This window comes from Paenibacillus pedocola (assembly GCF_031599675.1).
Classification (GTDB): domain Bacteria; phylum Bacillota; class Bacilli; order Paenibacillales; family Paenibacillaceae; genus Paenibacillus_AQ; species Paenibacillus_AQ pedocola.
Genome location: NZ_CP134223.1, coordinates 2,860,111 through 2,874,927, shown reverse-complemented (window position 1 = coordinate 2,874,927; position 14,817 = coordinate 2,860,111). Strand labels below are relative to the sequence as shown.

Below are 14,817 nucleotides of genomic sequence, written 5' to 3'. Positions count from 1 at the left end.
TCATGGTAAGACGATGGATTATAATTTGTTCGTAACTGTGCTAGAATATGTACATACAACTATTACGGAACGACAAAGTAGTATTAGAACAACCAGGAAAGAAGGAATCGTGTGAAACCAAAGTATCAGGTCATCCTTGAAGATATAAAAAGCAATATTCTATCAGGAACATACAGCGTAGGGAACCAGATCCCCACGGAATCCGCTCTGCAGGAGATGTATCAAGTCAGCCGGCAGACGGTACGAAAGGCGATTTTGGAGCTTGCAAACGAAGGTTTCCTGCGAAGTGAGAAAGGCTCGGGCACTTATGTCAGCAATCAGTTCCGCTCCAAAACCGGCGGGAATTCCAATAATAAAACAATCGGCGTCATTACGACTTACATCTCTGATTACATCTTCCCTTCCATTATCCGCGGGATTGAGTCCAGATTGAACGAAGATGATTATTCCTTGCTGCTGGCCAGTACAAATAACGATGTCGCCCAGGAAAAGAAAGCACTAGAGATGATGCTGTCCTTTGGGGTGGACGGTCTGATCATTGAGCCTACGAAAAGTAACCTGTACAATCCCAATATCGCCTACTACCTGACGTTCAAAGAACAGGATGTCCCGTTCATCATGATTAATGCCTATTATGAGGAATTGGAGGTTCCTTTCTTTTGCCTCGATGACGTTCAATCCAGCTACCTGGCTACTAAGGAATTGATCTCTAACGGACACACACAGATTGGGATCATCGCCAAAATGGACGATTTGCAGGGAAAGTACCGGATGAAAGGCTATATCAAAGCACTCGGAGAAGCCAAGCTACGGTTTCACCCGGAACAGGTCCTTTCCTTCTATACAGAGACGAAGCAGGAGCTGTCCGCCAACTTAAAGAACTTCCTGACCGAAAATAGAGGCGCATTAACTGCAATTGTCTGTTATAACGATGAGGTTGGCCTGGAGGTCGTACAGGTGTGCAGACAACTTGATATTTCGGTTCCCGGAGAGTTGTCCATTATTGGCCAGGATAATTCTTATATTGCCAAAAATGCGAACATCACACTGACGACCTTGACCCACCCTCAGGAACAAATGGGGCGGGATGCCGCCGACTGGGTTATAAAGAAGCTGCAGGGAAAAAAGGATCTGCGCGATCAAACCTACTATCAGCCTGTGCTGGTTGAAGGCGAGACGGTAAGGAAAAGATAAGCTGCACAGGCACACACCTCGGCCAGAATATAAGAAGATCGCCCTGCACCCGGTCAAACAGACCGGATGCAGGGCGATTATCATTTAGGAAAACTTTTAATACATATTAGAATTTGTCCGCCGCGATCACATAATAATGAGACTCCGCAGAGATCTCAAATCCTGCTCTCTGATACAGATTCAATGCCCGCCTATTGTGAGTGATGACTCCAAGACGCACCCGAACATCCTTCTGATCCAGCAAGAGTTTAACTGCCGCACCAAGGATTTCACCACCCAGCCCTTTGCCCTGGTATGCAGGAAGCACACAAAAATCATGAATGACAGCAAGACCTGCTGCCAGGTAATTGATTCTGATCATCCCGACCGGAATCATGCTCTCCGTTGCAATGTAAGTGATCCGTTCCGGTCCTTTGGTACGTGTTAAATAACTTCTGGTCCATGATTCTGAATCGCCAAACGCCAGGGAGGAGCAGCTAACCATGAACTCAAAATCGGAAGCCTGCTCAAGCCGCAGATCTATGGAGTGACTGGGCAGCAAAGAGTCTTCCACTTGTCCGCGATTTAGCATCATGGTAAATTCAGATGTTGCAAAATCAGCGCCTAGATACCGAATACACTCCATACCTGGCTCAGAATTGGCCGGAATCCTGAAACGGTAAGTTTCGATGCCCTGTGTCTGCATGTCTGATGCGGCATGTTCCAGTAATCCGCGAAATATACCCTGGCGGCGGTAGTCCGGGTGGACCATACCATTAATATTCGCTTCCTTCCCATCCGAGGTATACCAGCTGAGGAATCCGATGATCTGGTTACCGGTATGGCACAGAAAGGCTTCATCACCGTCAATTTCTTTAAGACTTTCTAAGCCCACTCTTAAACTTGAACAATCAAATGTCTTGCATAATTGTTCCAGTCTGTGGATTGGATCAATTTGAGCTTTGGAAAAGTCCTTCATTTTTGTAATTTGATAATTTTGCATATACGACCCTCATCAGGAAGGAAATACGCAGTTTATGGACGATCAGGCGCTATCCTTCTTATATCTGTCCGCATTATTAGAGTTGCCAATGGAACCGCCTCCTTGATACTGTAATTATCCTATTCTAACAGCTATTTATTCGGAATACAGCCTCTGTTATAAACCAAAAAGACTTGAATCACAGTATGTTGCTTAACTGTGTTCAAGTCTTTACATCTCTATCCAGTGTTAAGTCCTGCCGTTACAGTTATGATTAGCCGAGCATCATCCGGTCATCCGCCAGCTTGTGTCCGCTGATCGCTTCAAACTCGCCAAGCAGACGTTCTACAGTCAGATCCTTCTTTCGCTCTTCATCAATATCCAGAATAACCGATCCTTTATCCATCATGATCAGACGGTTACCCAGGCGGATTGCTTGTTCCATGTTATGGGTAACCATCAGCGTCGTGAGCTTCATCTCGCGGACGATGGATTCGGTCAGCTTGGTAATCAGTTCCGCCCGGGCAGGATCGAGTGCTGCCGTATGCTCATCCAGCAGCAAAATTTGCGGCTGGGTAAAGGTCGCCATCAGCAGGCTGAGCGCCTGCCGCTCCCCGCCGGACAGAAGTCCCACTTTGGCGCGCAGCCGGTTCTCCAGCCCGATACCCAGGCGGCTCAGCTGTTCGCGGAACATAGATCGTCTGGCGGCATTAACGCCAAAGGATAGCCCGCGCTTCTGGCCTCTCTTGTAAGCCATCGCCAAGTTCTCTTCAATGGTCATATGCGGCGCTGTTCCGGCCATCGGGTCCTGAAAGACCCGCCCGATCCAGCGGGCCCGCTGGAACTCCGGCAAGTGGCTGATAGAGCTTCCATCGATCCGGGCTTCGCCCAGATCCGGCCGCATCACGCCGGAAATCACATTCATCAGCGTAGACTTGCCTGCTCCGTTGCTTCCGATAATCGTCACGAAATCTCCGGCACGAAGCTCCAGATCAATGCCGAACAGCGCGATTTTCTCATCGGGTGTGCCGGGATTGAACAGCTTGGAGACATTATCAAGCTTTAGCATCAGCTGCTCCCCCTTTCTTGTTGCGCAACGCCAGATCTTCAAGCTCGGCCGTACGCCTGCGTGCTGTATTCTTCGTTTTCAGATAACGCTGAAGGGAAGGGAACAGCAGTGCAATAATGACAATAATGGCTGTAATCAGTTTCAGATCGGAGGCCTCTAGCCAAGGAACTCTCAGAGCCAGTGCGACAACAATCCGGTACACGATAGAGCCGAGAACTGCAGCCAATGTGGCCCGGAATACGCTACGTGCTCCAAAGATAGCTTCCCCGATAATTACCGAGGCCAGACCGATAACAATCATTCCTATACCCATAGATGAATCGGCAAAAGTGGAATACTGGGCGATTAGTGCGCCCGAGAGCGCCACCATCCCGTTCGACAGGCTGATGCCGAGAATAGTCGTAGTATCGGTGTTCACGCCAAAGCTGCGGATCATCCGCGCATTGTCTCCTGTTGCCCGCAGAGCGAGTCCCAGGTCAGTCCGCAGAAACAGATCCATTAGAACCTTAACCAGGATCACAACAAACGGCATTACAAGCAGCGGGTTAATCGAGCTGAATAATGTTGTTTCCCCCATCAGCGAAACATTCGGTTTGCCTAATATCCGCAGGTTGATCGAATAAAGCGCAATCATCATCAGTATCCCTGACAGCAGTCCGTTAATCTTACCTTTGGTATGCAGCAGGCCTGTACACATGCCGGCCAGCATACCTCCTGCCAGCGCACAAAGAGTAGCCAGCCATGGTGAATAACCGTTTGTAATCATCACAGCGGCAATTGCACCGCCGGTTGTAAAGCTTCCATCCACGGTTAAATCCGGGAAATCGAGAATCCGGAACGTAATATAAACCCCTAAAGCCATAAAAGCATACAAGAGGCCCATTTCCACGGCTCCAAGCATTGAATTATACATAGGTGACTTCCTCCCTCAAGCGGCAAGGGGCGTCCCGCCGGGAATCGCCCCATAATGATGTCTGACAATTATTGAATGATATTGCTTGCCTGATCGGCGACTTCAGCTTTCATGGCATCTGTGACTTCTATACCCTGGGCAGCTGCTGCCTTCAGGTTAAGAATCAGGTCCAGCTTCTCTTGCATCGTCACTTTCATATCTCCAGGGCTGGTACCGTTCTTAAGCACTTCAACAGCCATTTCACCAACCTGGTAGCCATGATCATAATACTTAAAGCCGACTGTAGCAAAAGCGCCTTTCTCTACGGTGTCGCGGTCAGCCGAGAAGAAAGGAATCTTGTTGTCATTTGCCGTCTGGATGATTGCATCCACACCGCTCACGACGGAGTTATCAAGGGTGATATAGAAGGCATCCACACGGCCGACGAGGGACTCTGCAGCCTGCTTCACTTCGGAAGTATTCGTGATCGCCGCCTTCACCAGCTCGATGCCGTGTTTGTCCAGCTCTTTCTTGGCAATATCAGCCATGACGACTGCATTGGGCTCGCCTTCATTAATCACTAGCCCCAGCTTCTTCACGTTAGGGAACTGCGTTGCTATGAAGTTCATCAGCCGGGTGATAGCTTCCGGATTCGTATCAGATGCTCCGGATACATTGCCGCCCGGATGCTCCAGGTCAGTAACAATCTTGGCATCCAGCGGATCAGTAACAGCTGCAAACAAAATTGGGGTGTCTTTCACATTCTGTACAATTGATTGGGCTGACGGTGTAGCAATCGCCAGGACAAGATCATTCTTATCTCCGGCAATCTTCTGCGCGATGGACAGGTTGTTAGCCTGATCGGCCTGAGCATTCTCAAGATCCACCTTAAGGTTCTCGCCTTCTACGATTCCGGCGTCCTTGAGTGCGGCCAGGAACCCTTCACGTGTGGCATCCAGCGAAGGATGCTCAACATATTGGGAGATTGCAATTTTATAGGATTTGGCGTCGTTAGCTCCGGCATTAGCAGGGGCATTGGTAGTTGTTGCCGGTGAATTCCCAGCGTTAGCAGCATTTTCTGTGTTCGCTGCATTGTTGTTTCCGCAGCCTGCTGCTACGAGCATCAAACACAGGCTTAAGCCTGCCCAAATATTCTTTTTCTTCATCAAATAACCCCTTTTCATTTACGGTATCAGCGCGTGCATCAAAGTGAGCGACTCAGCATTATCGCTTTTAAAGATAAAAGCATTAAAGCGAAAGTTCACACGAATCTCCCATTTAATACAGCAAATCTATTAACTAATATTATATGGACGTTGTTTATCCGTCAATCATTTATGAATGATCCAGATATTACATTCCGTGCAGATTCCTGCGGCCCGCATCCTCATTGCAGCTTTTTCTTATAAAATCAGGAAGTTTACCCAAGATGTTTACACCATCCGATCTTATGAAACAACACCCGGCTGTGCAAACTTAAGCTACAGTATGAAGATGGAGCGTGACATATGACAATTTCTGCACAGAAAAAATCAGTTGCCACCGCAGCAATACTATTGGCGTTTTCCCTCACCGGCAGCGCATGCGGATATTACAAAACCGATACTAAACCTAAAGTGAACGCTGTTAATCCGGCTGGAAATTTTGTAGGCAGCTATTACGAGAAATCATCCATTACCGACAAGCAAGGAAAATTCTGGATTCCGCTGAAGCCGGCGGCTGCTTCTATTGGCTACAGGATGAAGGATGACACCTCCAGCGGTGGATATGCCAAGATCGGCTACACTGACGTGATGTATATGTTAAAGCCGGATTCAGTCCAGGTCTTTTCGTTAGGTGAGAAAATCACTTTGCCGGATGCTCCGGTTCGCCGCGACGGTCAAATCTACATCACGCCTACAGCGCTGTCCAAGCTGCTCCAGACTGAAGTGGGCTGGAATCCGAGCAGTGGGGAGATCAATATTGCTCCCCCTAAGGACAAAGATACCGGTGTTAGTACAGGCAGGAACGGAATTACCGACGGTTCTAAACCGCTGCGCATCCAGAGTGCCTCGAATGTTGACACCGGAGAACTGGTGGATTACGCCAAAAAGTTCTTAGGTGTACCTTATGATTTTGGTGCCGGCTCTTACGAGGAAACCAAGAAATTTGACTGCTCTTCTTTTACCCGGCATGTATTTAAAAAATTCGGTGTCACTCTGCCGCGGCTGGCTAGAGATCAGGACAATATCGGCCGCCGGGTAAGCCGCGATGATCTGCAGACCGGCGACCTGATTTTCTTCACGGTGCCCGGACGCTTTGAGAGTGATGCTGTACCAGGCCATGTCGGCATTTATATCGGCGGCGGGAAATTCATCCATACCTGGGGTGAACCCGGCGTACAGATCAGCGAGCTCGACACCGGCTATTGGCATAATGTCATCCTGCATATGCAGCGTGTGCTTTAAAATTCCGACCGCTTTGCTGAGGGTAAAAGAGCCTGGAGTCCGTAACTGGACTACCAGGCTCTTTGCATGTTAATCCCAGGTCTTTCCTTTGCCGCTCATCCGGAGAAACAGCTTTACGATTTCCACAATAACTACAATAGCTATGGCAGCACCGCAGACAATTCCCCATTGCAGGCCGCTCAGATGCTCCACGCCAAACCATTCGTTCAGACCCGGTATGATGATTACCAGTACCAGCAGCAGGCCTGAGATCAGGGATGCTCCCAGCATAAAGCGGTTGGTAAACCATCCGATCTGGAATAGTGATTTGGTATTGGATCTGACGTTGAAGGCATGGGTGATCTGGAGCAGTCCCAGAGTAGCAAATGCCATCGTAACCGCAACGCCCTCATCATAATGCGTGTGCGCCCAGTAATAGACCAGCAGTGTCAGCGCTGCTTCAATAATTCCCTGATACACAATACCGGCACCCACTCCGCCGGCAAATATGCTGCTGCTTGACTTGCGGGGCTTCCGTTTCATTACATCTTCCCCGGCCTTCTCCAGGCCCAGTGCCAATGCAGGCAGGGTGTCCGTCACCAGATTGATCCAGAGAATATGAATCGGCTCAAGAATGCGCCAGCCAATCATCGTTGCGATGAACAAGGTCAGCACTTCTCCGAGATTGGCGGACAGCAGGAACTGAATAGCTTTACGGATATTGCTGTACACCTTCCGCCCTTCTTCAACAGCAACTACAATCGTTGTAAAATTATCATCAGCAAGCACCATATCAGAGACACCTTTAGCCACATCCGTTCCGGTGATACCCATGCCTACACCGATATCCGCAGATTTCAGCGCAGGTGCATCATTCACTCCGTCTCCGGTCATAGCGACAATCTTACCCTTCTGCCTCCAGGCTTTGACGATCCGTACTTTATGTTCAGGGGAGACACGCGCATACACAGAGTAATCGGTCACCTTCTCGGCAAAATCAGCTTCACTGATCTTGTCCAGTTCCCGGCCGGTCAGCACACTGCGGTCATCGTCAATGATGCCCAGACGTTTGGCTATGGCCGCAGCTGTATCCCTGTGGTCGCCGGTAATCATGACCGGACGGATGCCCGCCTTGCGGCAGACGGCTACCGCATCTCGGACTTCATCCCGCGGAGGGTCAATCATCCCGCACAGCCCGATGAATACAAGCTCCGTCTCTGCGCTCTCCGGCGTCATCTCATCAAGAAGTTCTCCGTAATCACGGTAAGCAAAAGCCAAAACACGCAGCGCTTCGTCAGCCAGCTGCTTATTGCGGGCTGTAATTTGCCGGGAGTGCTCATCCGTCAGCGGAACGACATGGCCGGCTTCGTAGATATAGCTGCACTTGGACAGCAGCACATCGGGTGCGCCCTTGGTATAGGCGCGGAATTCCCCGCCCTGCTCCTGTGCATGGACCGTAGTCATTAGCTTGCGGTCGGAATCAAAAGGCAGCTCTCTTTTCCGGGGATTCCGCTTTTCCAGCTCGCGCTTATCCACCCCGATGCTCAGTGCATAATCAACCAGTGCAGTCTCTGTCGGGTCGCCGATGATTGCTTTGCCGCTTTTCGTTTTCCCGGCTTTGACTTCCTTACTCTCATCGATACTGGAATCATTGCACAGCGTCATCGCCTGCAGCAGCAGTTCTCCTCCGGATTCGCTTTTGACTGCGTCTGTGGCCTCTATAGATTGGCCGTTTACGAACAGCTTCTCCACAGTCATTTGGTTGAGCGTCAGCGTACCCGTCTTGTCGGAGCAAATGATTTCGGTACTGCCCAGTGTCTCCACCGCTGGAAGCTTGCGGATAATAGCCTTGCGCTTGGCCATCCGCTGGACACCAAGGGCCAGAATTATCGTCACAATCGCCGGCAGGCCTTCCGGAATCGCCGCTACAGCCAGTGAAATGGAAGTGAGCAGCATATCCAGCATTTCTCTGCCCTCTAGAATTCCGACGGCAAAAATCACAACGCAAACTCCCAAAATTATATACGTAAAATATTTCCCTAGCTCATCCAGTTTCTTTTGCAGCGGGGTTACATCCTGTTCAGCCTGGGCTATAAAACCCGCGATTCTGCCGACCTCAGTCAACATTCCCGTTGCCGTAACCACTCCTACTCCTCTGCCGTAAGTCACACTGCTGCTCATATAGGCCATATTGGTGCGATCCCCGAGTGCAAGATCCGTGCCTTCCAGTGCCCCGGCATGTTTATCTGACGGCAGGGATTCTCCGGTCAGTGCCGCTTCCTCGGTCTGGAGAGATGCAGATTCGAGTACCCTAAGGTCGGCTGGCACGACGTTCCCGGCTTCCAGCAGTACAATATCGCCTGGTACGAGCTCCTCGCTTTTGATCTCCATAACCTGTCCGTCCCGGCGGATTCTCGCCATCGGTGAAGACATACTTTTCAGAGCTTCCAGCGCCTGTTCCGCTTTATTCTCCTGGATAACCCCAAGCACAGCATTCAGGATCACAACCAGCAAAATAATGACCGTATCCGTCCATTCTCCCAAAATCCCCGACAGTATCGCAGCGGCCAGCAGAATAAAAATCATTACATTTTTGAATTGCTCCATAAATTTTGCCAGCAGAGACTTCTTCTTTGTTTCCTGAAGCATATTTTTTCCGTAATGCTCGAGCCTCTGTGCTGCCTCTGGGGTTGTTAATCCGTTCTTCGCTGATTCCAGACGCCTGAGTACCTCACCATGATCCAGCGTATGATAGGGTATGTTATCTGCAGTTTCTTTCGTTGCCGGCTTTGAATTCAATACCTCAGCTCCTTCCAAGATTTCATGGATCTACGCTAACCCTTATATGGAGTTTTACCCAATAGGTTCTGCGGGATGCAGAGAAACTGTGTATATATTCAAAATCATCTGTCTTATGCACCTGCAGTGAAACGCAAAAAGGCCGTTTCCGCAATATTCATTGCGGGAACGGCCTTTAATTGTGCCGGATACCAGGCATCCTCCGCACTCAGCGGAACATCCCCCATAAACGTATAAGATGAAAAGTATTGCTGGGATCTATCTTCTGCGCAATTACAAATTTAACGATCTGTTCCTCCTGGGCCCCTGTCAGTTTCTCGCTCAGCACTGCCGAGGCATTGCGTACAAGCCTGCGTACCACCGCTGTATCCTGCAGCTCCTGCTTGGAGATCCCGTTAATCATGTTCTTAATCCGTTCCTTAACCGCCGGATTCTTCATCTTCAGCTTGATCCGCTCCACCAGCTGTGGACTGATTCCGTATTGCTGATAACCCAAATGCAGCACCTCCCGTCATATCCAATCATTCACAGTATATGAGGGCAGGCGGCCGCATGTGCCTATTTAATCAATTATATCGCCTTGGAATATTTGCTCGCTCTGTAAATAGCTGCGCAGCGGCGCATAATCGGGTGAAGTCCAGAATGACGCCTCTTTCAGCAGCCCGGCGGCATCATCTCGTGCCTGCTCCAGCACTTCGAAATCAGCTGTCATGTCCGCCAGCCGGAATTCCGGAAGGCCGCTCTGCTTCGTGCCGAAGAAATCCCCAGGACCCCGCAGCTCTAAATCGCGCCGCGACACTTCGAACCCGTCATCCGTGTCGGTCATGGCTGTCATCCGCTCCCGGCCAATTTCCGATTTCGGATCGGCCACAAGTACACAGTAGGAAGCATGCTGGCCGCGGCCGACCCGGCCGCGCAGCTGGTGCAGCTGCGACAGGCCAAATCGGTCAGCGTCCATGATGATCATCAGTGTGGCGTTAGGAACATCAACTCCGACCTCTACCACTGTAGTGGAGACGAGCAGCTGAATCTCATTACTATAGAAGGCCCGCATGACCTCATCTTTTTCCGCTGGGGTCATCCGTCCGTGCAGCAATCCTACCTTGTAGCCGGGGAAAGCTTGAGACATCTGCACATGCAGATCGATCGCGTTCTGCACATCCAGCTTCTCCGACTCCTCGATGAGCGGACAAATCAGATACGCCTGTCTGCCCTGGTCTACCTCCCGGTTCACCAGCTTCAGCACCCGTTCCATCAGGTCATGCTTGACCCAATAGGTAGTAATAGGCACTCGCCCTTTCGGGCGCTCAGACAGTGTAGACACGTCCATATCACCGAATACTGTTATCGCAAGCGTACGCGGTATCGGCGTCGCCGTCATCGTGAGCACATCAGGATTGTAGCCCTTGCGCCGCAAGATGCTGCGCTGGTTCACCCCGAAACGGTGCTGCTCATCCGTGACCACCAGACCGAGTGCGCGAAAGAATACATCCTCCTGAATCAATGCGTGGGTTCCCACCACAACATCGAGCAGCCCCATCTGCAGCGAAGCAAGCAGCTCCTTGCGCTTGCGGCCGTTGACGCTTCCCGTCAGAAGGCCGACTGTGATGCCAAAAGGCTCGAACATCTTGGTCAGCGAGCGCATGTGCTGTTCGGCGAGAATTTCAGTCGGCACCATCAGCGCCCCCTGAAAACCCGATCTTACGGTAGCGTACAGCGCAATGGCCGCGAGGACCGTTTTACCGGAGCCCACATCCCCTTGAAGCAGACGGTTCATGCAGTAGCCGGAACGCATATCCTGCAGAATCTCCAGCTCCACATGCTTCTGGGCATCCGTCAGCTCAAACGGAAGGCTGCGCACAAACTGGCGGACTGTAGAATTATCGACCGTGTGCACCACACCATCCATTCTGCCCTGATTCAGCACGCGGAATGCCTGCACCTTGAGCTGGAACAGAAAGAGCTCCTCGTACACCATCCGGCGCCGTCCCTGCTGGCCTTCTCGGGTATCTTCGGGCTGATGAATCGTAGCAATTGCCCGTTTACGCGGCATGAAATCATATTTCCGAAGGATTACCTGCGGCAGGATCTCCGGAATCAGCTCTCCAAACTGCTGCATGGCCTGATTGATGACCTTACGCAGCCAAGTCTGTGTGATTTTCCCTCCGACCGAATAGACAGGCTGCAATGTACCTGTCTTACCCTCTCCGCGGTCCGGAAACTCATAATTCGTTACATTAATCTGGCTCCGCTTCTGATCCCATTTACCCGTAATCACAATCTCACGGCCAACGGTCAGCTGTTCGCGGACATAGGTCTGATTGAACCAGATCGCCGTGAACATCCACGGTTCGGCGACCATTTTGCAGCTTATCCGTGATTTGCCGCCAAAACGCTGCAGCACTGGTATGCCGATCACCTTAGCCACCAGTGTAGCCTTGTCGCCGTGCTTGACCTCACTCAGTGTCTTAGGCCGGAAATCCTCATAACGGAACGGATAATACTCCAGCAAATCCTTCACTGTAAAGACGCCAAAGGCGTGAAGCTCACTTTGCTTTTGAGCGCTCACGCCAGTTATTTGTTTGACTTCAATTTGATCTAATGATAGCAGTGTATTCATCCCCTATTTACGCGGGCCAAATGAATACGGCTAGAGTACCGTTGCCCACATGGCTGCCTACAACGGGACCGACATTGGTCAGCACCTTCTCTTCCAGGGTAAAGTGCCCGGCCAATTCCTGCAGGAATTCTTCGCCGTAAGCCGGTTCAGCCGTATGACCCACGGCCACGTTGATTTTGTCCACACCCGGCAGATCCCCCTTGAACAGCTCGATCATTCGGGCTACTGCCTTTTTACGGCCTCTGACCTTCTCTACCGCATAGATGATACCTTCGGCATCAATGGAAAGTATCGGCTTAATATTGAGTAGCGTGCCCAGAATTGCAGACGCTTTGCCGATTCTGCCGCCTTTCTGCAGATATTCCAGTGTATCGACCAAAAAATACAACTTGCGGGACTGGCGCAGCTGTTCTACGGATTCCAGAATTTCTGCCGGCGCCTTGCCTTCCGCTGCCATTCGCGCAGCTGCTACTACCATAAATCCGAACCCGTAGGATGCGGACAGTGAATCAACAACAGTGATAACTTCTCCCTGTTCCTCAAGCATCGATTTGGCGAGCACGGCGGACTGGTATGTACCGCTGAGCCCGGAAGAAATATGAAAAGAAAGTATACGGCTATCCGGATTACGCTCCAAAATGCTGCTGTATACCTTCATATATTCAACCGGGGAAGGCTGAGAAGTTGTCGGTAACTGTGGTGAGCGGGGAAGACGCTCATAGAACTGCTCCGGTGTCATATCGATATTATCCCGGAAAGCTTCTTCACCGAACATAAGCGTAAGCGGTACGACTTCAATGCCGTACTTCTCCGCCAGTGCCGGCGGGATATCTGATGTGCTGTCAGTGACAATGACCGTACGATTCATGGGTTTCCTCCCCAAACTATAATAATAACCTATGGTTCCACAGAGAAAAGATAATAATAAAGCGGTTGTCCGCCTTCATGAACTTCTACTTCCACCTGCGGATACGTTTCTTCCAGCCAGCTTCCGAGCGAATCTGTTACGTCTGCTTCGGCATCTGAACCGGTCAGAACGGTAACTATCTCATCCCCGTTCTCCAGCATGGTCGTAAGCAGTGCCTTACTGGCTGCAAGCAGCTCATCAGAGGCCGCTACAATCTTCGAGTTGGAAATACCGATGAACTGCCCGGATTTGATCTCCAGATCTTCGATGACCGTATCGCGGACCGCATTCGTTACCTGCCCGGACTTCACTTGGGAAATGGCCTCGAGCATATTCTCGGTATTGGTGTCCACAGCATCCTCTTCCTGAAAGGCGAAGGCTGCAGCAATCCCTTGCGGAATGCTCTTGCTTGGGATCACGGTGATGTCGCGTTCACCTTCGAGCAGCTCTTTGGCCTGCTGTGCGGCAAGCACGATGTTGGAATTGTTAGGCAGAATATAGACATGCTTCGCAGAGATCAAGTGAATCGCATTCACGAAATCTTCTGTGCTTGGATTCATGGTCTGTCCGCCCGCAAGCACGGCATCGACCCCAAGGCTTTTGAATATATCGGAAATGCCTTCACCTGAAGATACAGCGATGAAACCGTATGGCGCCATATCATCCGCCGGCGGAACAGCCGGTGCCTGCACTGAGCTCTGCTCTGTAGGCATATCCGCGAACAGCTCCGGCATAGGCGCAATATCCATCCCCGCGGTCAACAAGTCACGATGCTGTTCACGCATGTTCAGAATATGAATTTGAGTGATCTCTCCATATAGGAGTGCTAAGCTCATCACTTCACCAGGTGTTTTGGAATGCACATGCACTTTGATTGTTTCATCATCGGAAATAACAATAATGGAATCTCCGTTGACTGATAACGCTTTCCTAAAAGCTTCCTCATCAAAATCCGCTTTCACGGATGCGCCAAGCTGGCGGTTGATGAAAAATTCCATATCATATAGAAACTCGATATCCTCCGTGGAAAGCTGGGATTGAGCGGAGGATTGTACGGATGACAATACATTTTCTTGTTTAGTCAGCACGGGTACCGCTGCAGCTGCAGGGGCAGGAGCTTGTCCTTGCGCAGGGGTCTGCACGCCGGAGCTTCCGCTTGTCAAATGCTGATGGAATCCTTCATAAATGTAGACCAGACCCTGGCCGCCGGAGTCTACTACTCCAACCTGCTTCAGGACCGGCAGCAATTCCGGTGTATTGGCTAACGCTTCTTTTGCCTTGGACAATACTTCTGTCATAAGTTCAGTAATATCAGTGGTACGGCGGGCATAGTATACGGCATGTCTGGCAGCTTCTTTGGCGACGGTAAGGATGGTTCCTTCCACTGGCTTAACCACTGCTTTGTAGGCCGTATCCACACCGGTCTGCAGCGCTGCTGCGAACTGCTGCGTGTTCAGCTCATCATATTGGGCGGCGTAGCGTCCAAGACCTCTGAACAGCTGTGACAAAATAACGCCGGAGTTTCCCCGTGCGCCCATCAATAGACCTTTGGAGAGTACTCCTGCACATTGACCGACTGAGGCGGTATTATTCTTCTTCAATTCGTTCGCACCTGCGGTCATCGTCAAATTCATATTGGTTCCTGTATCTCCATCCGGAACCGGAAATACATTCAAGGAATTGACGTGCTCTGCATGCTGCTGCAGCTTTTCCGCACCGGCGAGTACCATTGCGGTAAAATCTGCTCCGTTTATAGAACGCTTACTCAATGAGAATTCCCCTTCCTAACTTCATGCCTAATCAATTCTATGATTAACTGGACATAATGCACTAATTTACATTGTACTATAAGAGCCAAAAGAAATAAATGTTTTTGAATCGGTTGACGTAGCAAATTTTGCTGTGATATTATATTTAAGTATTGTTTTACGCAGGTGTAAGTAACAAGG

Annotated in this window: 11 protein-coding genes; 2 read left to right on the top strand and 9 right to left on the bottom strand. The window is 50.4% G+C overall.

Going from position 1 to position 14,817, the window contains the following annotated elements:
- The first annotated feature begins 111 nt into the window (after positions 1-111).
- Entirely contained in the window at positions 112-1,194 is a 1,083-nt protein-coding gene (locus QU597_RS12350; RefSeq protein ID WP_310832891.1) for a GntR family transcriptional regulator, read from the top strand.
- Between the two features lie 106 nt (positions 1,195-1,300).
- Here the strand turns inward: QU597_RS12350 and QU597_RS12345 are convergent, their stop codons facing one another.
- The 4 genes from QU597_RS12345 to QU597_RS12330 all read right to left on the bottom strand — a co-directional run bounded on the left by QU597_RS12345 (position 1,301) and on the right by QU597_RS12330 (position 5,282).
- On the bottom strand, positions 1,301-2,176 hold the full coding sequence (locus tag QU597_RS12345; protein WP_310832890.1) for a GNAT family N-acetyltransferase: 876 nt from the start codon (positions 2,174-2,176) through the stop codon (positions 1,301-1,303).
- A 253-nt stretch (positions 2,177-2,429) separates the two neighbouring features.
- Entirely contained in the window at positions 2,430-3,224 is a 795-nt protein-coding gene (locus QU597_RS12340; RefSeq protein WP_310832889.1) for an ABC transporter ATP-binding protein, read from the bottom strand.
- Positions 3,211-4,137: an ABC transporter permease gene (locus QU597_RS12335; RefSeq protein ID WP_206104507.1), complete on the bottom strand. Its 927-nt coding sequence runs from the start codon at positions 4,135-4,137 to the stop codon at positions 3,211-3,213. Before QU597_RS12335 ends, QU597_RS12340 begins: the two co-directional genes overlap by 14 nt.
- A gap of 68 nt (positions 4,138-4,205) precedes the next feature.
- Positions 4,206-5,282: an ABC transporter substrate-binding protein gene (locus QU597_RS12330; RefSeq protein ID WP_310832888.1), complete on the bottom strand. Its 1,077-nt coding sequence runs from the start codon at positions 5,280-5,282 to the stop codon at positions 4,206-4,208.
- Between the two features lie 342 nt (positions 5,283-5,624).
- Between QU597_RS12330 and QU597_RS12325 the strand changes: the two genes are divergently transcribed.
- Positions 5,625-6,563 (top strand): C40 family peptidase, encoded by a 939-nt coding sequence (locus tag QU597_RS12325; protein ID WP_206104505.1) that lies wholly within the window; start codon positions 5,625-5,627, stop codon positions 6,561-6,563.
- Between the two features lie 69 nt (positions 6,564-6,632).
- Here QU597_RS12325 and QU597_RS12320 read toward each other — a convergent pair whose 3' ends face one another.
- The 5 genes from QU597_RS12320 to QU597_RS12300 all read right to left on the bottom strand — a co-directional run bounded on the left by QU597_RS12320 (position 6,633) and on the right by QU597_RS12300 (position 14,637).
- A complete protein-coding gene (locus tag QU597_RS12320) occupies positions 6,633-9,302 on the bottom strand; it encodes a calcium-translocating P-type ATPase, SERCA-type (protein ID WP_310833297.1) in 2,670 nt (889 codons plus the stop codon).
- Positions 9,303-9,549: 247 nt separating this feature from the next.
- A complete protein-coding gene (locus QU597_RS12315; protein ID WP_206104504.1) occupies positions 9,550-9,837 on the bottom strand; it encodes a stage VI sporulation protein F in 288 nt (95 codons plus the stop codon).
- 66 nt (positions 9,838-9,903) lie between these two features.
- Positions 9,904-11,961 (bottom strand): ATP-dependent DNA helicase RecG, encoded by a 2,058-nt coding sequence (recG, locus tag QU597_RS12310; RefSeq protein ID WP_310832887.1) that lies wholly within the window; start codon positions 11,959-11,961, stop codon positions 9,904-9,906.
- Positions 11,962-11,968: 7 nt separating this feature from the next.
- Positions 11,969-12,829, bottom strand: coding sequence for a DegV family protein (locus tag QU597_RS12305; RefSeq protein ID WP_310832886.1), 861 nt, complete (start codon positions 12,827-12,829; stop codon positions 11,969-11,971).
- 29 nt (positions 12,830-12,858) lie between these two features.
- Positions 12,859-14,637, bottom strand: a complete 1,779-nt coding sequence (locus QU597_RS12300; RefSeq protein WP_310832885.1) for a DAK2 domain-containing protein — start codon at positions 14,635-14,637, stop codon at positions 12,859-12,861.
- Between the last annotated feature and the right edge of the window lie 180 nt (positions 14,638-14,817).